The sequence below is a fragment of the Anaerovibrio sp. genome (assembly GCF_051866355.1).
GTDB lineage: Bacteria > Bacillota > Negativicutes > Selenomonadales > Selenomonadaceae > Anaerovibrio.
Genome location: NZ_JBJDWZ010000030.1, coordinates 1 through 23,432 on the forward strand (window position 1 = coordinate 1; position 23,432 = coordinate 23,432).

General features: G+C 53.8%; 20 protein-coding genes. 19 read left to right on the forward strand and 1 reads right to left on the reverse strand.

What is annotated here, in order from left to right; all coding sequences use genetic code 11:
• Nucleotides 1-134 precede the first annotated feature (134 nt).
• A complete protein-coding gene (locus tag ACI3UA_RS01740; protein ID WP_439723116.1) occupies nt 135-1,421 on the reverse strand; it encodes an O-acetylhomoserine aminocarboxypropyltransferase/cysteine synthase family protein in 1,287 nt (428 codons plus the stop codon).
• A 439-nt stretch (nt 1,422-1,860) separates the two neighbouring features.
• Between ACI3UA_RS01740 and nifJ the strand changes: the two genes are divergently transcribed.
• The 19 genes from nifJ to ACI3UA_RS01835 all read left to right on the forward strand — a co-directional run bounded on the left by nifJ (nt 1,861) and on the right by ACI3UA_RS01835 (nt 23,359).
• On the forward strand, nt 1,861-5,388 hold the full coding sequence (nifJ, locus tag ACI3UA_RS01745) for a pyruvate:ferredoxin (flavodoxin) oxidoreductase (protein WP_439723117.1): 3,528 nt from the start codon (nt 1,861-1,863) through the stop codon (nt 5,386-5,388).
• A gap of 234 nt (nt 5,389-5,622) precedes the next feature.
• Complete coding sequence (gene def, locus ACI3UA_RS01750) at nt 5,623-6,096, forward strand: peptide deformylase (protein ID WP_439723118.1); 474 nt, start codon at nt 5,623-5,625, stop codon at nt 6,094-6,096.
• A gap of 116 nt (nt 6,097-6,212) precedes the next feature.
• Entirely contained in the window at nt 6,213-7,148 is a 936-nt protein-coding gene (gene fmt / locus ACI3UA_RS01755; RefSeq protein ID WP_439723119.1) for a methionyl-tRNA formyltransferase, read from the forward strand.
• An 18-nt stretch (nt 7,149-7,166) separates the two neighbouring features.
• Nucleotides 7,167-7,952: a DUF116 domain-containing protein gene (locus tag ACI3UA_RS01760; RefSeq protein ID WP_439723120.1), complete on the forward strand. Its 786-nt coding sequence runs from the start codon at nt 7,167-7,169 to the stop codon at nt 7,950-7,952.
• Between the two features lie 208 nt (nt 7,953-8,160).
• The gene (gene rsmB / locus ACI3UA_RS01765; RefSeq protein WP_439723121.1) at nt 8,161-9,489 is read left to right on the forward strand and encodes a 16S rRNA (cytosine(967)-C(5))-methyltransferase RsmB; all 1,329 of its coding nucleotides are present in this window, start codon (nt 8,161-8,163) and stop codon (nt 9,487-9,489) included.
• A 23-nt stretch (nt 9,490-9,512) separates the two neighbouring features.
• Nucleotides 9,513-10,616 carry a 23S rRNA (adenine(2503)-C(2))-methyltransferase RlmN gene (gene rlmN, locus ACI3UA_RS01770; protein ID WP_439723136.1) on the forward strand — a complete coding sequence of 368 codons (1,104 nt, stop codon included), beginning with the start codon at nt 9,513-9,515 and terminating at the stop codon, nt 10,614-10,616.
• Nucleotides 10,617-10,759: 143 nt separating this feature from the next.
• Complete coding sequence (locus tag ACI3UA_RS01775; RefSeq protein ID WP_439723122.1) at nt 10,760-11,509, forward strand: FhaA domain-containing protein; 750 nt, start codon at nt 10,760-10,762, stop codon at nt 11,507-11,509.
• Nucleotides 11,509-11,964 carry an FHA domain-containing protein gene (locus ACI3UA_RS01780; protein WP_439723123.1) on the forward strand — a complete coding sequence of 152 codons (456 nt, stop codon included), beginning with the start codon at nt 11,509-11,511 and terminating at the stop codon, nt 11,962-11,964. Before ACI3UA_RS01775 ends, ACI3UA_RS01780 begins: the two co-directional genes overlap by 1 nt.
• 23 nt (nt 11,965-11,987) lie before the next feature.
• Nucleotides 11,988-12,683 carry a Stp1/IreP family PP2C-type Ser/Thr phosphatase gene (locus ACI3UA_RS01785; protein ID WP_439723124.1) on the forward strand — a complete coding sequence of 232 codons (696 nt, stop codon included), beginning with the start codon at nt 11,988-11,990 and terminating at the stop codon, nt 12,681-12,683.
• Nucleotides 12,673-13,917, forward strand: a complete 1,245-nt coding sequence (locus ACI3UA_RS01790) for an FtsW/RodA/SpoVE family cell cycle protein (protein WP_439723125.1) — start codon at nt 12,673-12,675, stop codon at nt 13,915-13,917. Before ACI3UA_RS01785 ends, ACI3UA_RS01790 begins: the two co-directional genes overlap by 11 nt.
• Nucleotides 13,918-13,920: 3 nt before the next feature.
• Entirely contained in the window at nt 13,921-15,309 is a 1,389-nt protein-coding gene (locus tag ACI3UA_RS01795) for a peptidoglycan D,D-transpeptidase FtsI family protein (protein ID WP_439723126.1), read from the forward strand.
• Nucleotides 15,310-15,343: 34 nt separating this feature from the next.
• On the forward strand, nt 15,344-17,137 hold the full coding sequence (gene pknB, locus ACI3UA_RS01800; RefSeq protein WP_439723127.1) for a Stk1 family PASTA domain-containing Ser/Thr kinase: 1,794 nt from the start codon (nt 15,344-15,346) through the stop codon (nt 17,135-17,137).
• Nucleotides 17,138-17,191: 54 nt separating this feature from the next.
• The gene (gene rsgA / locus ACI3UA_RS01805) at nt 17,192-18,079 is read left to right on the forward strand and encodes a ribosome small subunit-dependent GTPase A (protein ID WP_439723128.1); all 888 of its coding nucleotides are present in this window, start codon (nt 17,192-17,194) and stop codon (nt 18,077-18,079) included.
• A 1-nt stretch (nt 18,080) separates the two neighbouring features.
• The gene (rpe, locus tag ACI3UA_RS01810) at nt 18,081-18,731 is read left to right on the forward strand and encodes a ribulose-phosphate 3-epimerase (RefSeq protein ID WP_439723129.1); all 651 of its coding nucleotides are present in this window, start codon (nt 18,081-18,083) and stop codon (nt 18,729-18,731) included.
• 266 nt (nt 18,732-18,997) lie between these two features.
• A complete protein-coding gene (gene queC / locus ACI3UA_RS01815) occupies nt 18,998-19,687 on the forward strand; it encodes a 7-cyano-7-deazaguanine synthase QueC (RefSeq protein WP_439723130.1) in 690 nt (229 codons plus the stop codon).
• 84 nt (nt 19,688-19,771) lie between these two features.
• A complete protein-coding gene (folE2, locus tag ACI3UA_RS01820; protein ID WP_439723131.1) occupies nt 19,772-20,560 on the forward strand; it encodes a GTP cyclohydrolase FolE2 in 789 nt (262 codons plus the stop codon).
• A 39-nt stretch (nt 20,561-20,599) separates the two neighbouring features.
• Entirely contained in the window at nt 20,600-21,454 is an 855-nt protein-coding gene (locus tag ACI3UA_RS01825) for a ChbG/HpnK family deacetylase (RefSeq protein WP_439723132.1), read from the forward strand.
• A complete protein-coding gene (locus ACI3UA_RS01830) occupies nt 21,447-22,448 on the forward strand; it encodes a lysylphosphatidylglycerol synthase transmembrane domain-containing protein (protein WP_439723133.1) in 1,002 nt (333 codons plus the stop codon). The genes ACI3UA_RS01825 and ACI3UA_RS01830 overlap by 8 nt, the downstream gene beginning before the upstream one ends.
• An 86-nt stretch (nt 22,449-22,534) precedes the next feature.
• Nucleotides 22,535-23,359, forward strand: coding sequence for a glucosaminidase domain-containing protein (locus tag ACI3UA_RS01835; RefSeq protein ID WP_439723134.1), 825 nt, complete (start codon nt 22,535-22,537; stop codon nt 23,357-23,359).
• Nucleotides 23,360-23,432 lie beyond the last annotated feature (73 nt).

The following is a 23,432-nucleotide window of genomic DNA, read 5'->3' on the forward strand; positions in this document are numbered from 1 at the left end:
TAGAGTTGAAGCTCGTGGTGAAGCTCAAGGAAAGTAAAAAATGGCGTGGCGCATACCAACAGATATGCGTTCACGCCATTTTATCGAATATTTGGTTTGATTTAGTAATTGCCTTTACGATTGCTGTTTCAGTATTACTCAATGCAATCCAGCGCATTGGCAATATCGGCAATCAAATCTTCCTTGTCCTCAATGCCAAGGCTGATGCGGATGAGCTCTGCCGGTACGCCAGCCTCAATAAGCTGCTCGTCGGTCAGCTGGCGGTGGGTGGAGGTGGCAGGGTTCAGGCAGCAGGTGCGGGCATCTGCCACATGGGTCTCGATGGCGCCCAGCTTCAGGTTCTTCATGAAGGTGCTGGCGGCTTCCCTGCCGCCTTTCAGCCCGAAGGACACTACGCCGCAGCCGCCCTTTGGCATATATTTTTTGGCGCGTTCATGGTATTGGCTGGAAGCAAGACCAGGATAATTTACATAGGCCACCTTTGGATGGGCCTCCAAAAATTCTGCCACCGCTTGACCGTTTTCCACATGCTTCGGCATCCTGACATGCAGTGATTCCAGTCCCAGGTTCAGAAGGAATGCGCTGTTCGGGGAAGGGATGGAGCCAAGGTCGCGCATGAGCTGCACGGTACATTTGGTGACAAAGGCACCTTCCTTGCCAAATTTTTCCGCATAGATGATGCCGTGGTAGCTGTCATCAGGGGTGCACAGCCCCGGGAATTTGTCGGCATGAGCCATCCAGTCGAAGCGTCCCGCATCAATGATGGCGCCGCCTACGGCAGCCCCGTGGCCGTCCATGTATTTGGTGGTGGAGTGGGTAACGATGTCCGCACCCCACTCAATCGGGCGGCAGTTTACCGGGGTAGGAAAGGTGTTGTCCACAATCAGCGGCACGCTGTGGGCATGGGCAACTTTGGCAAAAAGCTCGATATCCAGCACGGTCAGGGCAGGATTGGCAATGGTCTCGCCGAACATCACTTTTGTGTTTTCCTTGAAGGCTGCATTCAGCTCAGCTTCATCAGCATCAGGAGAAACAAAAGTCACCTCAATGCCCATTTTCTTCATGGTAACGGCAATCAGGTTGTAGGTGCCGCCGTAAATGGATGAGGATGCCACGATATGGTCGCCGCACTGGCAAAGATTGAACAGGGCAAAGAAATTTGCCGCCTGGCCGGAGGAGGTCAGCATGGCAGCGGTGCCTCCCTCAAGGGCCGCCAGCTTGGCTGCTACATAATCGTTGGTCGGATTCTGCAGGCGGGTGTAAAAGTAGCCGCTGGCCTCCAGGTCAAACAGCTTGCCCATTTCCTCGCTGGTATCGTATTTGAAGGTGGTGGACTGGATGATTGGCACCTGCCGCGGCTCACCATTTTTTGGTGTATATCCGGCCTGAACGCATTTTGTCCCGATATGATAATTCTTCATACAAATTTCCTCCCTGTAAATAGCATAGCAAATATAAGTTAATGAGTTATTGAATATAAAAATAGTATCATGTACATTTTATAGTATGTAGCCTTTAGTTTCAAGAGCAGATGAGAAAACTTATTCTGTCGGTCGTGAAAAAACGTTAAGGTGCTGTCAGCTAAAATTCAATTGTCATAAATTGTCAAAATAAATGCAAAGGTTACAAAAATGATATGTCCATTTACAAAAGTTATCGCAGGTTGTATAATAATGTAAGCGGATTGTGCATAGTTCATATAAGGAAATGTGCATGGTTCGAGTTGATTGTGTATACTTTATACGTTGTACCAATTTTGACTAATTCAGAAAAAGCCGATTTGCGTCAATCAATTCGTCTTTTTTGAAGGATTGGGCAAAGGGCGGGCGGCGTAATAATCACAAGGGGGAGTATAAAAACATGAGCAAGAAAATGAAAACCATGGATGGTAATGCTGCTGCCGCGTATATATCTTACGCTTTTACCGATGTAGCCGCTATCTATCCTATTACACCTTCTTCTCCTATGGCTGAGAATGTTGACGAGATGGCAGCCAGGGGGCAGCTGAACCTGTTCGGCCAGAAGGTAAACATCATTGAGATGGAGTCTGAGGCTGGTGCAGCTGGTGCTGTACATGGCTCTCTGCAGGCTGGTGCATTGACCACTACCTATACTGCATCCCAGGGTATGCTGTTGATGATTCCGAATATGTACAAGATCTCCGGTGAGCTGCTTCCAGGTGTATTCCATGTAAGTGCTCGTGCTTTGGCAGCCAGCTCCTTGAACATTTTTGGCGACCATCAGGACGTTATGGCTGCACGCCAGACCGGTATGGCTATGCTGTGCGAGTCCTCCGTACAGGAGGTTATGGATCTGGCTGCTGTTGCTCATCTGGTTGCAATCAAGGGCCGCGTTCCGTTCCTGAACTTCTTTGACGGTTTCCGTACTTCCCATGAAATCCAGAAGATTGAGGTTATTCCTTATGATGAGCTGGGCAAGATTCTTGACTGGGATGCTGTAAACAGGTTCCGTCGCAATGCGCTGAACCCTGATCATCCTTGCATCCGCGGTACTGCTCAGAACGATGATATTTATTTCCAGACCCGTGAGACTGTAAATAAGTATTATGAGGCTGTTCCTGATCTGGTTGAGGAAGCTATGGCTGACCTTGCCAAGATTACCGGCCGTGAGCATCATGTATTTGATTACTACGGCGCACCTGATGCAGAGCGCGTAATTATCGCCATGGGTTCCCTGAACCAGACTCTGGTTGAGGCTGTTGATTACCTCAATGGCAAGGGCGAGAAGGTTGGTATGGTTGCAGTTCATCTGTTCCGTCCATTCTCCGTAAAGCATTTCCTCAACGCTATTCCTGCTACTGTCAGCAAGATTGCTGTTATGGACCGCACCAAGGAGCCGGGTGCTCTGGGCGAGCCTCTGTATCAGGATGTTCGTACTGCTTTCTACGGCACTGACAGAAATCCTGTTATCGTTGGCGGCCGTTACGGCCTCGGCGGCAAGGATGTAACTCCTGACCATGTGCTGGGCATCTATGAGGAGCTGAAAAAGGACGTTCCTGCCAACGGCTTCACCATCGGCATCAACGATGATCTGAATGGCACTTCCCTGCCTCTGTATCCGGAGGATGTTGACCTGACTCCTGCCGGCACTACTGCCTGCAAGTTCTGGGGTCTGGGCTCCGATGGTACTGTTGGTGCCAACAAGTCCGCTATCAAGATCATCGGCGACAAGACCAAGCTCTATGCTCAGGCTTATTTCGCTTATGACTCCAAGAAGTCCGGCGGTATCACCATGTCCCATCTGAGATTTGGTGAGACTCCGATTGCTTCTCCATATCTGATTAACAATGCAAACTTCATTTCCTGCTCCCAGCAGTCCTATGTTGATAAGTATGACCTGCTGGCAGGCCTGAAGAAGAACGGCACCTTCCTGCTGAACACCATCTGGACTGATGCAGAGCTGGACGAGCATCTGCCGGCTGCCATGAAGCGTTACATTGCAAAGAACAACATCAAGTTCTACACTGTAAACGCTGTAAAGATTGCGCAGGAGCTGGGGCTGGGCGGCCGCTTCAACATGGTAATGCAGTCTGCCTTCTTCAAGCTGGCTGACATCATTCCTATTGACACTGCTGTTCAGTATCTGAAGGACGCCGTAGTTACTTCCTATGGCAAGAAGGGCCAGAACATCGTGGATATGAACCACGGTGCAATCGATGCAGGTATCAATGCCCTGCATCAGGTAGAGGTTCCTGCTGATTGGGCAAATGCTGAGGATGCCGCTGAGGTAGCTGCAGCTGATCTGCCGGATTACATCAAGAACATCCAGAACCCGATTAACCGTCAGGAGGGCAACAAGCTGTCCGTCAAGGATCTGGAGTCCCTGGCTGATGGTACTTTCCCTAGCGGTGCATCCGCTTATGAGAAGCGCGGCATCGCCATCAACGTGCCTGAGTGGGATGTTACCAAGTGTATTCAGTGTAACCAGTGCGCATTTGTCTGCCCTCATGCAGCTATCCGCCCTGTTCTTACTACTGATGCCGAGAAGGAAGCAGCTCCGGCAGCATTTGCTTCCAAGCCTGCTATCGGTGCAAAGGGCCTGAACTTCACCATGGCAGTATCCGTTCTGGACTGCTCCGGCTGTGGCAACTGCGCTAACGTTTGCCCTGCCAAGGAGAAGGCTCTGGTTATGAAGCCTATCGCTACTCAGGAGGCTCAGCAGGCTGTATTTGATTATGCTGTGGATCCTAAGAAGGTTGCTCCGAAGGCAAATCCTGTCAAGAAGGATACCGTTAAGGGCTCCCAGTTCGAGCAGCCTCTGCTGGAATTCTCCGGCGCATGCGCAGGCTGCGGCGAGACTCCTTATGCAAAGCTCATCACCCAGCTCTTCGGCGACCGCATGATGATTGCCAACGCTACCGGCTGTTCCTCCATCTGGGGTGCCAGCGCACCGGCAATGCCTTATACCACGAATGCACAGGGCCACGGTCCTGCATGGGCTAACTCCCTGTTCGAGGATAATGCCGAGTTCGGTCTTGGCATGTTCCTGGGCGTAAAGGCTGTCCGCAACGCTCTGGCTGCAGATGTAAAGGCTGCTATTGACGGCGGCAACGGTTCCGCTGCCCTGCAGGAAGCTCTCAAGGATTGGTATGACAACAGGGATGTCGGCGAGGGTTCCCGCCAGCGTGCTGATGCTGTTGCTGAGCTTCTGGAGAACGAGAAGAATGGCGACGAGCTGCTGAACAAGATTTACGAGAACCGTGACTTCCTCGTTAAGCGTTCCCAGTGGATCTTCGGCGGTGACGGCTGGGCTTACGATATCGGCTACGGCGGCGTAGACCACGTACTTGCTTCCGGCGAGGATGTAAACGTATTCGTATTCGATACCGAGGTATATTCCAACACCGGCGGCCAGGCTTCCAAGTCTACCCCTACTGCTGCAATCGCTCAGTTTGCTGCAACCGGCAAGAAGACCAAGAAGAAGGATCTGGGCATGATGGCTATGACCTACGGCTATGTATATGTAGCTCAGGTTGACATGGGTGCTGACAAGAATCAGGCTCTCAAGGCTATTGCCGAGGCTGAGGCTTATCCGGGACCTTCCCTCATCATTGGTTATGCTCCATGTATCAACCACGGCATCCGCATCGGTATGGGCAGGAGCCAGGAGGAGGCTGCCAAGGCTGTTGCTTGCGGCTATTGGGCTAACTTCCGTTATAACCCTGCTCTGGTTGGCACTGAGAAGCCGGCATTTACCCTGGATTCCAAGGAGCCTGATTGGGATAAGTTCGAGGAGTTCCTGCTGGGCGAGGTTCGCTACTCTTCCTTGAAGCGCAGCTTCCCTGAGGCAGCAGAAGCACTCTTTGAGAAGACCAAGAAGGATGCCCAGAACCGTCTGGCAGGCTACAAGAAGCTGGCCGGCAAGTAATAGCTGACAGTCTGTTGTCCTGTATGACCTTGAAGGGTTCTGAAAAGAGCCTTACGGGCTGAATATTTTGTAAAATTGAGGTCGGGATGTATATCCCGGCCTCTTTTGGTGTGTGGAAATATATTTTTACGAATGATAGGATGAATCCGTCATTTTTTGTGGGAAAAATTGTCAATGTATGTGTAAATATGCTACAATTAATTAGTTATGAAGAATTTTGGGAGGATGATATAAATGGCAGTGTTGGAGATTGTAAAAGCAGGAGATCCTGTTCTGAAGCAGATTGCGGCTCCGGTGAAGAAGGTTGACAGCAGGCTGAGAAAGCTGCTGGACAGCATGGCGGAAACCATGTACAAGGCTGACGGCGTGGGACTGGCCGCGCCCCAGATCGGGCAGTCCATCCGCTGTGTAGTTATAGATGTGCGGGATGAGCATGGGCTTTTGGAGCTTATCAATCCTGAGATTACGGCACGGGAGGGCTGTATAACTGATTCGGAGGGCTGTCTCAGCGTGCCGAATGTTTTCGGTGATGTGGAGCGCGCTGAAAAGGTGACGGTGGAGTACACCAACCGCTGGAACAAGCGGAAGAAGCTGATTGCTGACGGGCTTCTGGCACGTTGCATCCAGCACGAGCTGGATCATCTGCAGGGCGTGCTGTTTATTGATGTGGCAAGGAGCATCAGGCAGGGCGATAAGAAACAGGCATGAGAGCAGTTGTGAAGAATAGTCGTGAGCAACAGATGTAAGGCATAGGGCACAAGACATGAGGTATAAGGTGCAAGGCGATATGTGCCATGCACGTTAAGGAGATAGGAAACAGCAATATGGATAGATTGAGAACGATTTTTATGGGTACGCCGGATTTTGCTGTACCCTGCCTGCGCGTCTTGCAGGAAAAGACAGATATTATAGCCGTGATTACCCAGCCGGACAGGCCAAAGGGCAGGGGGCACAATCTGCAGGCTTCACCCGTGAAGCAGGCAGCCCTTGAGTACGGCCTGCCGGTGTTGCAGCCGGAAAAAATCAAGACGGAGGAATTTACGGCCAGGCTGGAGGAAATGCAGCCTGACCTGATTGTGGTGGTTGCCTTCGGGCAGATTTTGTCCCAGCGGATTTTGGATATTCCGCGGCTGGGCTGTGTCAATGTCCATGCTTCCCTGCTGCCAAGGTACAGGGGAGCGGCGCCTATTCACTGGTCCATCATCAACGGCGAGACAGAAACCGGCGTTACCACCATGCTGATGGATGCAGGGCTGGATACCGGCGATATGCTGTTGAAGGACAGGGTTGCCATCACGCCTGATATGACTACGGCGGAGCTTCACGACGAGCTGATGGACATGGGGGGCAGGCTTCTGTCTGCCACTGTGGACGGTCTGGTGGCAGGTACGATTGTGCCGGAAAAGCAGGATGACAGCCTGTCCAATTATGCAGGCATGCTGAACAAGGAAACAGGTCATATTGATTGGAGCAAAACTGCCGGGGAAATCCACAACCTCATCCGGGGACTGAATTCCTGGCCGGTGGCATGGAGCCTGCTGGATGGCAAAAACTATAAATTCTGGCGTACCCGTGTAGTGGAGGGGGCGTGCAGTAAGCCACCGGGAACGGTAGTGGAGCTGGGCAGGAACAGCTTCACGATAGCTGCCGGCAAGGGGCTTGTAGAGGTGCTTGAGCTGCAGCCGCCTAGCAGGAAGCGCATGAGCGCGGGGGATTTTGTCCGCGGTCATGGCGTGGAGATAGGTGCAGTTTTCTCATAAAAAGCTTGGGTAAAGATTATGAATTGCGTTATACAGAAGAAGGCTCCCAATAAGAAGCGGCTTTTCATCAGCCTGATGGGCGGCAGTTTTGCTGTGGTGTCCGTCATTTTCTTCATCATGTGGAAGGTTTCTTATCCGGGGCTTTGGGAAATAAATGAATATCTGCCGTTGTGCTTTGGCGTGGTGCTTGGCATGGTGGCAGGGCTGCTGGCACTGGGCAATTTCAGTATGCTGGCGGGCGTACTCGGCTGGCGTGTGCCAAAGTTTTTCAGCCGCCAGACCTACATGCTGATGAATATGCTGTTCTATGTGGCGGTAGGGGCCGGCAGGCTGCTGGGCATTGACCGGCGGCGGATTGAGGGCTCCTTTGTGGCGGTGAGCAATCAGATAGTGAAGCACCGGCATCTGAAGGTGCCGCCGGACAGGCTGCTGGTGGTGACGCCCCATTGCCTGCAGCTGGCTGACTGCCCCCACAAGATAACCCGTGATCCAAATAACTGCAAGCGGTGCGGCAGATGTGATATCGGTGCGCTGGTGACGATGGCGGAGGAAATGGGCTTTCATTTCTTCGTGGTGACAGGCGGCACTTTGGCGCGTCAGACGGTCATGAAAATCCGTCCTAAGGCGGTGGTGGCTATCGCCTGCGAGCGTGACCTTGCCAGCGGCATACAGGATGTGTACCCGATTCCCTCTGTGGGGGTACTGAACCTGCGCCCCAACGGCCCCTGCTACAACACTCACGTCGATTTGGACGAATTTCGGCGTGCCATAGAGGAAATAATTATGCCGAATAAGAAGCAGTAGTCATTGTGTCGTTACAGTTTATTGCGAAACGTGCTATGGTTGTACCCTAAGAAAACCTTTGTTGCGCCTCGTTACTTCATTCATCAGAGCCGAAGGCGATAGATGAATGTTAGTAACGCGAGGCACAACTAAGAGCGAGAGCGGGTTTTCGAGGGTACAACTATAGCACAGCGTGTATATGTATCTCGAAAAAGGAGAAACTTACTTAATGGATAAAGCAAGGGAAGCCGCATTAAAAATCATCCATGCCGTGCATCAGCAGGAGGCCTATGCCAATGTGGCACTGGCGAAGGAGCTGAGGCAGGGCGGCCTGTCCGACATGGACAGGCGGTTTGTGACGGAGCTGGTCTATGGCACTGTCAAGGCAGGGGAAACTCTGGACTGGATTATCAAGAAATACCTTTCACGTCCATGGAAAAAGGTAAATCCCGTGGTACAGGACATCCTGCGGCTGGGGGCTTATCAGCTGCGCTACATGGACAAGGTGCCTGCCTCCGCCGCCTGCAACGAGTCGGTGGAGCTGGCAAAGCAGTTTGCCAATAAAGGCGCGGCAGGCTTTGTCAACGGCATACTGAGAACCATGGCGCGGGAGCCGGAAAAGGGCGAGTTTCCGTCCGGCAAGGGCAATGCCACGGTGCAGCTTGCTCTGAGGGAGCAGCATCCTGAGTGGCTGGTGCGCCGCTGGATTAAGGAATTTGGCTATGATGAGGCGGAGAATTTGTGCCGCTTCAACAATCAGCAGGCGCCCCTTTCCGTGCGCACCAATACGCTGAAAACAAGCCCGTCGGAGCTGCAGCTGCAGCTGGTGGCGGCCGGCGTGGAGGTGCGGCATTCCAGGTTAGCAGACGAGGGCTTTATTCTGGAAGGGCATGGGGCCCTGGACAGCCTGTCAGCCCTGCAGGAGGGCTACTGCCAGGTGCAGGATGAAAGCTCCATGCTGGTGGCACATGTGCTGTCACCGGAGCCGGGTGAGCTGGTGCTGGATGTATGCAGTGCGCCGGGGGGCAAGACAACCCACATGGCGGCACTGATGGAAAACAGGGGACGGATTGTTGCCTGTGATATCTATGAGCACAAGCTCCAGCGGGTGATGGAGAATGCTCAGCGGCTGGGCATCCGGATCATAGAGCCGCGCCTGCAGGATGCACGGGAAATCGGCGGGGAGTTTCCGCAGCAGGCTGACAGGGTGCTGGTGGACGCGCCTTGCTCCGGCCTTGGCGTACTGCGCCGCAAGCCTGATTCCCGCTGGCGCAAGACGCCGGAGCTTATCAGGGAGCTGCCTGCATTGCAGATGGCAATCCTGAAAAGTGCCGCGGAGGCGGTGAAGCCGGGTGGCATGCTGGTGTACAGCACCTGTACCATTGCCCATGAGGAAAATCAGGACGTAGTCAACAGCTTTTTGCAGGCACATCAGGAATTTGTGCTGGAAAATGCCGGAGAAAGGCTGCCGATGCCGCGCAGTGAGGCCATGGTGCAGCTTTATCCCCAGCGTGACGGCACGGACGGATTTTTTATCGCCTGCATGAGGAGAAAATAAATTTTATGGAAACTGTGGCAGATATGGCAAATGAGGCTGTTAGAGCTGATGAGATAAATGTGACCAATAGGGAGAATATTTTTGGCAGAACCCTGCCGGAGCTGACGGAGCTGGCAGCGGCCTTGGGGATGCCAAAGTTCCGGGGCAGGCAGCTGGCAGAATGGCTGTACAGGAAAAGCGTGACGGATTTTGCCGCTATGCAGAATCTGCCCAAGGAACTCAGGAGCAGGCTGGCGGAGAAATATGTGATTGACAGGGCGGCACGGGTGGACAGGCTGGATTCTGCCGATGGCAGGACCAGCAAGTTTCTGCTGAGCTTTTCTGACGGGGCAGGGGTGGAAACTGTGCTGATGCGCCAGCCTTATGGCAACAGTATCTGCGTATCCTCCCAGGTGGGCTGCAGCATGGGCTGTCGCTTCTGTGCCTCTACCCTGCACGGCATGGTGCGGAACCTGACTGCCGGGGAAATGCTGGCCCAGACCTTTTATATCAACGATTTGCTGCAGGCGGAAGGGCAGAAGGTGGATACCATCGTCATCATGGGTTCCGGGGAGCCGCTGACAAATTACGATAACGTGCTGGCCTATATCCGCCTCCTGCATGAGGATTATTGCCTGGGCATGAGCTACAGGAGCATTACCCTGTCCACCTCCGGCATTGTGCCGAATATTTATCGGCTGGCAGAGGAAGGGCTGCCAATCAACCTTTCCATATCCCTGCACGCGCCGGAGCAGGAGCTTCGTTCCGAGCTGATGCCCATCAACAAAAAATATCCGCTGGCTGATGTGGTAAAGGCCGGCAGGGAGTACGGCGAGAGGACGCGCCGCCGCGTGACCTACGAGTACATCCTGATTGACGGGGTAAATGACAATCAGCAGCAGGCAAAGGAGCTGGTTGCTCTTTTGCGGGGGCAGCTTGCCAGCGTGAACCTCATTCCGATTAATCCTGTGGCAGAGCGGAACTGGAACCGTCCGTCCCTGGCGCGGATTGAGTTTTTTGAGAAATATCTGGCAGACCATCATATAGCTGTCACGGTGCGCCGGGAAATGGGCAACGACATTCAGGCGGCCTGCGGCCAGCTGAGAAACAAGCATCTGAAAGATGCAGGCCGTCAAAATGAGGGATAATGCGGGATAGATGTAAACGTCTATTTACTAAAATGCTGTATAGATGTAAAATTAAAGGATAAAGGACTTTTGGCTGTCCTTTTGAAGATTGGATGTCATATTTTGGCTATTGGATAGATATTTTCAAAGGAGGTTCGATAATTATGTCAATGGGCAAACTCGAATCCTTTTTAGAAAAGCATATAGAGGGCTTTTTCAACCGCAGGCTGGGAAGCTCCGTGGAGCAGTCGGAGGTAATGAAAAGGCTGGAGCGGGAGCTTTTGCACCGCAGGAAAAAGGGTCGCACGGAAACCGTGGTGCCAAACAGCTTTTATATAGAGCTGACGGAGGAGGATTATCAGCGCTTGTGCGTCCGCCGCTTTCTGGATGAGCTGTATGTGCAGGCCGAAAAGCTGGTAATTCAGAATGACTGCTTTATGGACGAGGATTTGTCCATCACTGTCAACAGCAACAGCGCCCTGTCCAGAGGAACCTGTGTGGTAGCTGCCAGATTTACGGGAGATGAGCCGGAGGAAAAACCGGTCAGCCAGGTGGAGTGCAACACGATTATTCTGGACAAGTCCGAGTTCAATCCGCCCCTGAACCTGCCTGTGGAGCACAAGACCGTGAGCCTTCTGGCGGTGGAGGGGCCGGATATAGATTCCTATCTGGAATTTGGCGAGAAGCAGATTTATATCGGCCGCCGGGTAAACAATGACTTTATCCTGACGGACACCAATGCGTCGAGGCTCCATGCCTACATCAGCTATGAGCGGCACCGCCACATCCTCTATGATGCGGAAAGCCTGAACGGTACGTTTGTGAATGGCAGGCGCGTGGTATCTCCGCAGCTTCTGCGCAATGGCGATGAAATTACCATCGGTGAGACGGTACTGCTGTATGAGGTGATATGATGCAGATAACGGCAATGGCTATCAAGGTATTAAGCGTGGTTCTGCAGTATGGCCTGCTGTTTTTCCTGCTGTTCTTTGTCTACAAGGCCGTCAGGCTGATGGCGGCGGCAGGCAGGCCGCTGGTTGAGGATATTTATGCAGAAACGGAAATTACGGCGGCCGAGGCGGTGCTGACGGTGCTGGAGGCTGTGGATGAGTCCATGGTGGGGCGGCGTTTCGCCTTTGGGGACAGCATCTCCATCGGGCGCGGTGATGATAACGACATAGTCATCAGGGATGGCTATGTTTCCCACAGGCATGCTCTGGTAGAGCTGATGAACAATTTGTACGTGATAGAAGATTTGGGAAGCGTTAATAAAACCTATGTCAATGGCCAGGAGATTGCCGGACGGCAGTATCTGCAGTCAGGGGATATTATCAGCATAGGAACGGTGACCTTTCAGTTTGGGCGGTGATAGTGTTGATAAGATTTTTTCAAATGTCGGATATTGGACTGCAGCGAAGCCTGAATGAGGACAGCCTGCTGTGCAGGCCGCCATCTGATTTTGTGGTGGCCGACGGCATGGGGGGACATGTGGCCGGCGAGGTGGCAAGCCATATCCTTACGGGGGTTATGAATCAGCTTCTGTCAGAGCATGAGGGCCCGCTGGGACAGGAGGGACTGCGGGAAATGGTTATCCGGGGCAACCGGGCCATCCTTGCCAGTATCCAGCGGCATCCGGAACGCCGGGGCATGGGGACTACGGCAACCTGCCTCCATCTGGAGGGCGGCAGGGCTGTGTGGGCCCATGTGGGAGACAGCCGCCTGTATCTGGTGCGTGGTGGCTCCATGCGGCAGATAACCAGGGACCATACCTATGTCAACGATTTGATTGCCAGCGGCAGTATTACGCCCCTTGAGGCAGAAACCCACCCCAAAAGGAATATGCTGATGCGGGCCGTAGGCGTGGAGGAGTACGTACAGGTTGATACGGGGGAGTTTTCCCTGCAGGAGGGTGATATCCTTCTGCTCTGCTCCGACGGCCTTACCAATATGGTGACGGAGGATGCCATCAGGACCGTGCTGGAGGCAGAGAGCTGTGTCAATCCTGCGGCTTCACTGGTGGAGTGCGCCAGGGCCGGCGGCGGTATTGATAACATTTCTGTTATTGTGGTGAAATATTATGAAAAATAAAAGCCTGATTTTGCTGGCAGTGGATGCCGGCATCATGCTGTGCGGCCTGGGCATACTGCTGCTGCGGCAGTATCCGGCAATGGACTACAGCGTGCTGCCCTGGGCGGCCGGTGCTGTAGCGGCCGCCTTTGGCGTACAGTGCTTTTTAATCAGGGGAAGCTGTACGGATGATGTATGGCTTTTGCCCATAGTGATGTTTTTTGCCAGCATCGGCGTGGTGATGCTGGGCAGGCTGAAGCCGGTCCTGTGCATACCTCAGCTGAGATGGCTGATTATCGGGCTGGTGGTGCTTCTGCTGGTTTTGCAGTTTTCCCGGAAAATCAGGGAGCTGATGCAGTACCAGTACATTCTGGGCGTTCTGACGCTGATTGTGCTGTGCCTGTCCCTGCTGTTCGGCACGGAAATAGGCGGCAGCAAGAACTGGCTGGTGCTGGGGCCTTTTCAGGTACAGCCTTCGGAGTTTGGCAGGATTCTGCTGGTGCTTTTTCTGGCGGCATACCTGTCTGATCACAAGGCGGTTCTGCAGGAGGCAGGGCGCAGGTTTTTTCTGCTGCAGCTGCCGCCGCTCAGGTTTATTGCCCCTCTTTTATGTATCTGGGGCATGGCCATCCTGATGTTCGTGGTGCAGCGCGACCTGGGTTCCGCCCTGCTGTTTTTCTGCATGGCGGTGTTTATGACCTACATGGCTACCGGCAGCAAATCCTATGTGTTTATCGCCCTGGCGTTTTTCTGTTTCGGGGCGTTTGTCAGCTATCAGATGTTTGGCCATGTGCGCGTGCGCTTTGATATATGGCTGAATCCGTGGGCGGACCCTGCCGGACAGGCCTATCAGGTGGTGCAGTCCCTGTTTGCTTTCGGGGCGGGCGGCGCCTGGGGAACGGGGCTGGCTCACGGGCATCCCGGACTGATTCCGGAGGTGCATACGGATTTTATCTTTTCAGCTATTGGCGAGGAGCTGGGGCTCCTGGGCTGTACGGCCATCATGCTGGCCTATACCCTGTTTTTTTTCAGGGGTATCAGCATTGCCCTTGCCTGCCGCCGGGAGCTTTATATGCTGATTGCCGCAGGTGTGTCAGTCAGCTTCTATCTGCAGGCGTTTATTATTATTGCAGGCGTAACCAAGTTCCTGCCCCTGACGGGCATTACCCTGCCGTTTATCAGCTATGGCGGCAGCTCCATGGTTTCCGGCTTTATCATGCTGGGGATTTTGCTGGCCATGGCCAAAAAGGAGTAGCAGATGGGGAATAAGATAACAAAAAAGCATATTCTTCACTGCAGCATGTTCCTGCTGGGCTGCTTTGGAATTTTGTTTTGCTATCTGGTTTATATACAGGTGTTTCAGGCGGAGGAGCTGAATGTCAATCCGCTGAATCGGCGCGGTGCCTCGCTGGATATTACAAGAGGCGCTATTCTTGACTGCAATGGTGAGCAGCTGGCCTTCAGCAACGGGCCGGGAGAGCGCCGCTATCCTTTCGGGGCGGTGCTGGCGCCGGTGACGGGCTATGTGGGAGAAGCGCTGGGAAGCTCCGGCCTTGAGAATGTGCTGGGGGACGAGCTTTCGGGCCAGTCGAGGATGCTCCGCAATCTGGGGCCTGCCGGACAGCTTTTGCAGTCTGACCGCGGCAGTGATGTCAGGCTGACCGTGGATGCGGGGGTGCAGCAGGCGGCCTACGATGCGCTGGGCGACAGAAAGGGTGCCGTGGTGGTGCTGGATGCGGCTACAGGCGGCATTATCGCCATGGTCAGCAGGCCGGCCGTTGACCCCGAACAGGTTGAGGCACAGTGGACAGAGCTGTCCCAGCGTGAGGACAGCCCGCTTCTGAACCGTGCCGCCAACGGCCTCTATCCTCCCGGCTCCACCATCAAGGTGCTGATTGCTGATGCGGCGCTGGATGAAAAGGTCACTGATTTGAATGAGGTCTTTGATTGCAGCGGCAGGCTGGAGATTGGCGATACCTACATCGGCGAGAGCCACGGTGCAGTGCATGGCAGGGTAAATCTCAAGGAGGCCCTGACCTATTCCTGCAATTACACTTTTGGCACCCTTGCCATGCGCATGCACGGCAGCGGGCTGGAGGATGCCTTCAAACGCTTCGGCTTTGCAGATACCTTTGCCGGTGAAGTGCAGGAAAGCCGATGCCATCTGCCAAGGTTCAGTGAGCTGGGGGATGGCGATACGGCACAGACAGGCATCGGGCAGGGAGAGCTTCTGGTAACTCCCCTGCGCATGGCAATGCTGGCCGGTGCCTATGCCAACGGCGGCAAAATGATGGTTCCCTATCTGGTGGATGAGGTTGTCTCGCCCCAGGGGATTGTCATCAGGAAGGCTTCGCCTGCGGTGTGGCGTGATGCCACAACCGGGCAGCGGGCGGCCATCATTGACGGCTTCATGGAAAATGTGGTGCAGAACGGCACCGGAACCGGTGCGGCCGTGGCAGGTGTCAGGGTAACAGGCAAGACCGGCACGGCGGAAAATCCGTCAGGAGCGGAGCATGGCTGGTTTATCGGCACTGCCGAGCTTCCCGGGCGCGTCATCGCCTTTGCCATCATTGTGGAAAACGGCGGCAGCGGCTCTGTGGCACTGCCTGTTGCCAGACAGATTATTTCAACTTTGAACAACAGATGATTTTTATAGATTTTGTTATAGGGGGTTATGTCTAATGATACAGCGGATTTTGGCCAGGCGCTACGAGCTGCAGGAGATGATTGGCGGCGGTGGCATGGCTGATGTGTACAAAGCGCATGACAGGCTGCTGGACAGGGCTGTAGCTGTGAAAATTTTACATCAGCAGTATGCCAATGATGCAGAATTTGTGGAGAAATTCCGCAGGGAAGCTACCGGTGCGGCCAAGCTGGCTCATCCCAATATCGTCAATATCTACGATGTGGGTGAGGAAGCGGGCAGCCAGTATATTGTCATGGAATACGTATCAGGGCCTACCCTGAAGGAAGTCATACAGCAGAAGGGCTGTCTGGAGCCTGTGGAGGCCGTGCGCATCGCCAGGGAGATTGCCAGCGCGCTGGAATCGGCCCACCGCAATAATCTGGTGCATTGTGACATCAAGCCCCACAATATTCTCGTGATGCCGGACGGCCATGTGAAGGTGACGGATTTTGGCATTGCCAGGGCTGTGTCTGCTTCGACCATGACCTACAGCGGCAGTGTCATGGGCTCTGTGCATTATTTTTCGCCGGAGCAGGCCAAGGGAACGGCCATTACTACCAAATCCGATGTGTATTCCCTGGGAGTGGTGCTCTATGAGATGCTTACGGGCGAGCTGCCTTTTAACGGCGAAACTTCTATCAGCATAGCGCTGAAGCATCTGCAGGAGGAGCCTGTGCCGGTGCGCCAGCTCCGTCCGTCCATTCCGCCTGTGCTGGAGGCAATCGTGCAGAAGGCCATGTCCAAGGACCCGCTGACCCGTCCCGGCAGTACGGAGCTGTATGAGGATCTGAATCAGGCGAAGGGCATGCTGGCGGACAGGGCGGCAGGAGATGGGGCGGCCTCCCAGGACCCTTTTGCCACCCGCGTGATACCGAGGATTACGCCGGAGATGATGGCAGGCCAGCCGGATGCTTCCGGACAGCCGCGGCCGTCAAGGGAGTATTATCAGCCGGAGCAGTCCGGCCAGCAGGAGGAAACCTCTATTTTTAAGTCAAAGAAGTTTATTGCCGGACTGGTGGCCATTCTCATGATGGGGTTCTTTGTGGGCTCCTTCCTTTCCTTCGGCAAATTCTGGAGCTCGGCGGAGATTGATGTGCCTGATGTGGTAGGCAAATCCTCCATCGTGGCTCAGCAGATGCTGGAGGACAAGAATCTCCGGGTCAAGCTGGTGGAATCAAATGATGATTCCGTGCCGGCCGGTCAGGTTATTTCCCAGTATCCGGAGGCCGGGGCGAGGGTCAAGGAGCAGCGTCTGGTGACGCTTACCGTCAGCAAGGGCGGCGAGGAGCTGACCGTGCCGGACCTGAAGAGCATGAGCCGCAGCAATGCGGAGGAAAAGCTGAAAAAGATGGGTCTGAAGGTGGGGGCAGTCTTTGAGGAAAATGCCAAGGAACCTGCCGGAACGGTTATCAATCAGGATCCGAGGAGCGGCTCCAAGATTACCAAGGGACAATCCGTTGATATAACCGTCAGTCTGGGAGAGAAGAAGAAGGACGTGACGGTACAGAACTATGCCGGACTTAGCGTGGAAAGCGCCAAATCAAATCTTGAGGCCAACGGCCTGAGCCTGGGCGGCGTAACGGAGGAAGCCAGCAGCAAGCCGAAGGGAACTGTCATCAGCCAGAGCCCTGCTGCCGGTACATCTCTGACAGAGGGCGGCAGTGTCAGTCTGGTGATTTCATCAGGCAGGACGGCAGAGCCGGATACACAGCCTAGCGCACCAACGGAGTCCCCGGCAACTGCCAAGCAGAAAACAGATTCCAGCAAGCTGACGATTAAGCTGGAATAAGGTGCAGATAAATGACTGGCGTGGAAATAGTGCGCAAGGAAAAGGAATTTATTCATGGCAACAGCACAAGTAATAAAAATGTATAATGGCTTTTACTACCTGCAGACGGGCAGTGACGGAGACGAGCTTCTGTCCTGCCGCCTGCGGGGGCGCCTCAAGCGGCACAAGGGCGCGGTAGTGCCGGGGGATTATGTGGAGTATGAGCTTCTGGAGGATGGCACTGGCGTAATAGAAAGCTGTCTGCCCCGGAAGAGCCTGCTGCTGCGTCCTGCCGTGGCGAATATTGACCAGGTGCTCATCACCTTTGCCGCCCGGCAGCCGGATTTGAATGAGCTGCTCTTGAACCGTTTTCTGGTGCTGGCCGAGTGGTCCGGCATCCCGGAAATCGTCATTTGCATCAATAAATGCGATTTATTGCCGGAGGCGGAGCAGGAGAGCTTTTTGCAGGCCTATCGCAAGGCAGGCTACAGGCTGCTGCTGGTGTCAGCCCGTGAAAAGAAGGGCATGACTGCTTTGAGGGAGCAGCTTTCCGGCAAGGTGACGGTTTTTGCCGGGCCGTCGGGCGTAGGCAAGTCCTCGCTTTTGAATGCTATAGACGAAAGGCTGCAGCTGGCTACCGGCAAAATCAGCGATAAAATCAAGCGTGGCAGGCATACCACCAGGGCGGCCTGCCTGATGCCGCTGGAAGGCGGCGGTACGGTGGTTGATACGCCGGGGTTCAGCGCGGCAGAGCTGGAACAGCTGGACAAGGCCAGGCTGGCATGGTATTTTCCGGAATTCCGCCCATATATAGAGGAGTGCTACTACAATACCTGCACTCATAGCCATGAGCCCGACTGTGCTGTCAAGGCGGCAGTGGAGGCTGGCGGCATCTGCCGTGAGCGCTATGAGGCCTATCTGAATATTTTGCAGACTATAAACGAAAGAAAGAAGGCATACTGATATGATAAAAGTTTCTCCATCCATCCTTTCCGCAGATTTTGCCAATCTGGGGGCAGAGGTAAAGAAGGTTGTGGATGCCGGGGCAGAGTATGTGCACATTGATGTCATGGATGGCACTTTTGTGCCGGAAATTACCCTGGGGGCCGGGATTGTCAAGGCTATCCGCCCTGTAACGGATGCTGTTTTTGACGTGCATCTCATGGTGGAGCATCCTGATACCCAGATTGATTCCTTTGTCAAGGCCGGTGCTGATATCATCACCTTCCATGTGGAGGCGGCAAAGCATCCGCACCGCGTGATTCAGGCCATTCATGCCGCAGGCTGCAAGGCAGGCATTTCCCTGAATCCGGGCACTCCTGTGGCTATGGTAGAGGAGCTTCTGGCTGATGTGGAGCTGGTGCTGGTCATGTCCGTAAATCCGGGCTATGGCGGGCAGAAGTTCATTCCGGCCTCCCTCAGCAAGCTGCGCAGGCTACGTGCGGCCCTTGATGCCTGCGGCTCCAAGGCAGAGCTGGAGGTTGACGGCGGCGTGACCGAGGCCAATGCGCAGGAAATCATTGATGCAGGGGCTACCGTGCTGGTGGCGGGTTCTGCGGTTTACAAGAGCAAGGATATTCCGGCTACGATTAAGGCATTGCACGGGCAGAAATAATGCACTGCCTTGCTAGTGAATTATCGAGTCATGGCAGTACCCACGAAAACACGCTCTCGCTCCTCGTTGTGCCTAGCGGTGCTAAGTTCTCGCTTCGCCTGACGGCTCGCGAATCACTAAGCACCGAGGCGCAACAAAGGTTTTCTTTGGGTACTTGCCATGACTGTTTCGCGATAGTTCGATTACAGCACACAGCAAGGAGCTGTGGCACTGCCACTGCTCCGCGATATAGGTATAGATTTAGTTTTTGCGAAGGACATATAGGCATGAAGAAAGCAGTAATATTATTATCAGGCGGGCTGGATTCCACCACCTGCATGGCGGTAGCCAAGGAACAGGGCTACGAGTTGTATCCTATCAGCTTCAACTACCATCAGCGGCACAGCATTGAGCTGGAGGGAGCGAAGAAGGTAGCTGATTTTTACAAGGTAAAGAAGCATTTGATTATAGAGACCAATATGGAGCAGATAGGCGGCTCCGCCCTGACGGACGACCACATTCAGGTGCCGGATGGCGAGATAGTGCATAAGGACAATGACATTCCTGTTACCTATGTGCCGGCGCGCAATCTGACCTTTCTGAGCTATGCCCTGGGCTATGCGGAGGTTATCGGGGCAGACCATATATTTATCGGTGTCAATGCCGTGGATTATTCCGGCTATCCGGATTGCCGGCCTGAGTTTATTCAGAAGTTTCAGGCGCTGGCGGACTACGCTACCAAGGCAGGGGCGGCTGATGGCAGGCATATCAGGATTGAAACGCCTTTGCAGGATTTGACCAAGAAGGACATCGTGCAGCTTGCCAGCAGATTGGGGGCGCCACTGCAGTTTACCCACAGCTGCTACAAGGGCGGTGAAAAGGCCTGCGGCGTGTGCGACAGCTGCAAATTGCGCCTGAAAGGCTTTGCCGAAGCGGGCGTAAAGGATCCTGTGGAGTATGAAAATATAACGCAGTAAAAAATATGAATTTCATTATACGTCATCATATCGTATATAAAGGCATATTACGTCACGGTTTACAAACATTTTAGGAGGGGTAGGATGAAGGATGTTCAGAGCAGTATTGACCAGCGCGGTATTGCCATCCAGAGGGTAGGCATCAAGGAGGCCTGCCTGCCATTTCTCATAAAGACAAAGGATGGCGGCTATCAGCAGGCAGTGGCCAGGGTATGCTTTACGGTGGCACTGCCTATGGAGTACAAGGGCACCCATATGAGCCGTTTTTTGGAGATACTGAATCCATGGACAAAAAAGCCTGTGGCGGAGCCGGAGCTGGCAGAAATCCTGCATGAGGCGCTTGAGAAGCTGCAGGCGGAAGCCGCCTCCATACGCATAGATTTCAAGTATTTCGTGGACAGGACGGCTCCGGTCAGCGGCAGGTGCTCCGTGCTGGATGTGGACTGCTTTTTTGCCGGTGACATGGAGCAGGGGGGCAATCTTCGGTTTACTCTGGGGGTAAGGCTTCCATATACCTCCCTTTGTCCATGCAGCAAGGAAATTTCCCAATATGGCGCTCACAATCAGCGGGGCGTCATGGATGTGCAGGTCAGGTTCAATCCTGAATATGAGTGCATCCTCATTGAGGATTTGGTGGAGCTGATGGAAAAACAGGCATCCTGTCAGGTTTATCCTCTTTTAAAGCGGGAGGATGAAAAATTTGTCACGGAAACAGCCTACGAAAATCCAAAATTTGTAGAGGATATTCTGCGGGATGGCGTGCTGGCATTGAGGGGACTGCAGGGCCTGCAGTGGTTTTCACTGGAATGTGAGAATTTTGAATCCATACATAATCATAGCGCCTATGCCGCGCATGAGGAAGTTGTATCATAGTGCTTTTGGGTACACAAAGAGATAACGGGTGAATGAGTTTTGAAAAGATTGATTGTAAATGCCGATGATTTTGGCTTGCATAGTGAAGTGAACAGGGCCGTGCTTCGCGGCTATCGCGAGGGCTGTATCAGAAGTACCTCCCTGATGCCGACAGGGGCGGCGGTGGAGGAAGCCTGCCAGATAGCCAGGGAAAATCCGGGCCTGGGCATCGGCATACATCTGACGCTGGTAGCAGAAAAGCCTCTGCTGCCGCGGGAACGGGTTAGCACATTGCTGGGGCCTGACGGGCGATTTCATGCCGATCACATGGTTTTTATACGGAACTATGTGCAGGGGAAGATAGATAAGGCACAGCTCTATGCAGAATGCGAGGCACAGATAGCCGGAGCCATGTCATTGGGACTGAATATCACCCATCTTGACAGCCACCAGCATCTGCATACGCTGCCGGGGGTGACGGATATATGCCTTGAGCTGATGAAGAAATACGGCATACGCCGCATGCGTTATCCGGGAGAGGCTTTTTTCTTTAGCGGCGGCTATCCGGCAGGGGCATTTCGCCGGGTGGCAAAATGCGGTCTGACCCTGTGTGCCATGCTGGCACGGAAAAAGGCCGGGAGCTGCCATGTAGCCATGCCGGACAGTTTTTTTGGCATGCTGGCAGGCGGCCACATGGAAGAAAAGTATTTCATGAATATATTGAGGGCACTGCCGGAGGGGACTTCCGAGATTATGGTTCATCCGGGAGCGGATGCGGGGGTATTGGGCAGTGCTTATGATTGGCAGTATCGCTGGGAGGATGAGCTGGCTTCTGTAACCTCCCGGCAGGTGATGGATTATATCAGGAAGCAGGATATCAGCCTTATATCTTTTAAGGAGTTAACCGATGAATAAAGTCTGTGTGCGGCTTTTGCTCTTAATAATGTTCGTTCTGGTGATTTCCGGAGCGGTAATATATTTTACGGTGGATATAAATACGATTGCCAATCTGCATGTTTTCAAGCCGTGGTCCATACTGCTGGCGATTCTGGCCATCGGGGTGGGGCTGGTGCTGGACGGTACGAGGCTTATGCACATGGTCAAGATATCAGGTGAGAGGATTACGCTGAAGCAGTCGGTACAGGTGGTTTTTGGCAATTATTTTCTTGCCATGCTGGGGCCGGGAGCGGCCGCCGGAGCTATTGCCCAGGTCATGTTTCTGCAGAAGGCCGGGGTGCCGGCCGGCAAGGCTGCGGTGCTGGCGATGGTTCGCACCATTGTATCAATCCTGTTTCTGGCCTGCTGCCTGCCCTTCGTCTTTCTGCATGATGCGGGCATCCTGCCGGGCGTGTCCAATGATGTCATGGTGATGGTGGGAACCATCATTCTGCTGTCGCTGGGGATTCTGGTCTACGGCATCCGCAACAATGCCTTTGATTACGCCGCGGTCAGGATATCCAAGCGGATTGCTTCCCACAGGATGCGCAAGCATTTCCTGCAGATCTACAGGGACTGCAAGACAGGTATTCAGCTTTTGGCATCCTCGCCGAAATCCATGGTGCGGGTTTTCTTTGAATCCGGCCTGAGCCTGATTTTTATTTACATGGTGGTGCCGTGCCTGATGCTGGGGCTGGGGGCGGATGTGGACTGGCTGACGGTTATGGGGCGCATGATGTTCCTGAATATTTTGCTGTATTTTTCGCCTACGCCGGGCGGTTCGGGCATTGCGGAGGGCGGTTTTGTCCTGCTCTTCAGCAACAGCGTACCGGCCGGAACCGTGGGCGTTCTGGCCGTTGCCTGGCGGTTTATTGCGGAGTATCTGCCGTTTTTCGTGGGCCTGTATTACTCCGTCACCGTGCTGGGCAGGGATATACTGGACAAGTCCATAGATACGCCGGATGATACATGATATCTTGCACGCAGGGCAGTTTCATGATATGATATTTGGCGTTGTATATAGTTTTGAGTTTTGATTTCTTTTTGGGGGCAGTGATTTTGAGAGGTAAGAGATTATTATCAGTTTTTGCTTGCAGTCTGGGAATTTTGCTGTGTGCCGGGAATGGCAGTGCCGATGCGGCGGCTTCCTCCGTTATGGACGACAGAGCCGTGCAGAGCCAGAGCCATACCGTAGTCAATACCGACCGGCACAAGACCCTGAAGGCCAGGGATGGCATTGAGAAGAAGGATACTGTCGATGAAGCTGCTGCGGGTACAGTAGAGGAACGGGAGCTGAGCTTTCAGGAGCGCATACAGAGATTGCTGCATCCGGAGAAATATCAGCCGCCAAAGCCGGTTGTGACTATGAGCAGTGACGATAATATGATTATGGGCGGTGCTGTCGCTACCCAGGAGCAGTGCGTCCGCTATCTGCTCAGGAACAATCCCTGCCCGAAGCTGAATGTTTCTCCGCAGGAGCTGGTGTCATACTACTATGAGGAAGGCAGCCGCGTGGGCATCCGTCCTGATATTGCCTTTGCCCAGGCATTGAAGGAGACAGGCTATTTCAGATATGGCGGCACGGTAGTACCGGCGCAGAACAATTACTGCGGGCTGGGAACGACCAGTGCAACCGTGCAGGGGGCTTATTTTGCTACGCCGCGCCTTGGCGTCAAGGCGCATATCCAGCATCTTCTGGCATACGCCTCCACGGAAAAGCCGGATGACAATATCGTGGACCCGCGCTATGATCTGGTGCGCAATTCCTATGGTGAGAAAATCCTGACACAGTGGCAGGATTTGAACGGACGCTGGGCGGTGCCGGGCGTAGGTTATGGCCAGAGCATCCTGAACGACTACTACAAGGGCATCCTTGCTTCCTGATAGCCTGATAGCAGTATGTGATAATGAAGGCTGTATTGCTACAGTAGCTGCAACATCTATAGCAATCAATGGT

Coding starts and splice junctions, on each gene's coding strand:
- ACI3UA_RS01740 (WP_439723116.1), bottom strand. CDS start 1,421: ATGAAGAATTATCATATCGGGACAAAATGCGTTCAGGCCGGATATACA.
- ACI3UA_RS01775 (WP_439723122.1), top strand. CDS start 10,760: ATGTCAATGGGCAAACTCGAATCCTTTTTAGAAAAGCATATAGAGGGC.
- rsmB (WP_439723121.1), top strand. CDS start 8,161: ATGGATAAAGCAAGGGAAGCCGCATTAAAAATCATCCATGCCGTGCAT.
- ACI3UA_RS01795 (WP_439723126.1), top strand. CDS start 13,921: ATGGGGAATAAGATAACAAAAAAGCATATTCTTCACTGCAGCATGTTC.
- nifJ (WP_439723117.1), top strand. CDS start 1,861: ATGAGCAAGAAAATGAAAACCATGGATGGTAATGCTGCTGCCGCGTAT.
- queC (WP_439723130.1), top strand. CDS start 18,998: ATGAAGAAAGCAGTAATATTATTATCAGGCGGGCTGGATTCCACCACC.
- ACI3UA_RS01760 (WP_439723120.1), top strand. CDS start 7,167: ATGAATTGCGTTATACAGAAGAAGGCTCCCAATAAGAAGCGGCTTTTC.
- ACI3UA_RS01790 (WP_439723125.1), top strand. CDS start 12,673: ATGAAAAATAAAAGCCTGATTTTGCTGGCAGTGGATGCCGGCATCATG.
- rlmN (WP_439723136.1), top strand. CDS start 9,513: ATGGCAAATGAGGCTGTTAGAGCTGATGAGATAAATGTGACCAATAGG.
- rpe (WP_439723129.1), top strand. CDS start 18,081: ATGATAAAAGTTTCTCCATCCATCCTTTCCGCAGATTTTGCCAATCTG.
- fmt (WP_439723119.1), top strand. CDS start 6,213: ATGGATAGATTGAGAACGATTTTTATGGGTACGCCGGATTTTGCTGTA.
- rsgA (WP_439723128.1), top strand. CDS start 17,192: ATGGCAACAGCACAAGTAATAAAAATGTATAATGGCTTTTACTACCTG.
- ACI3UA_RS01780 (WP_439723123.1), top strand. CDS start 11,509: ATGCAGATAACGGCAATGGCTATCAAGGTATTAAGCGTGGTTCTGCAG.
- def (WP_439723118.1), top strand. CDS start 5,623: ATGGCAGTGTTGGAGATTGTAAAAGCAGGAGATCCTGTTCTGAAGCAG.
- ACI3UA_RS01830 (WP_439723133.1), top strand. CDS start 21,447: ATGAATAAAGTCTGTGTGCGGCTTTTGCTCTTAATAATGTTCGTTCTG.
- ACI3UA_RS01785 (WP_439723124.1), top strand. CDS start 11,988: ATGTCGGATATTGGACTGCAGCGAAGCCTGAATGAGGACAGCCTGCTG.
- pknB (WP_439723127.1), top strand. CDS start 15,344: ATGATACAGCGGATTTTGGCCAGGCGCTACGAGCTGCAGGAGATGATT.
- folE2 (WP_439723131.1), top strand. CDS start 19,772: ATGAAGGATGTTCAGAGCAGTATTGACCAGCGCGGTATTGCCATCCAG.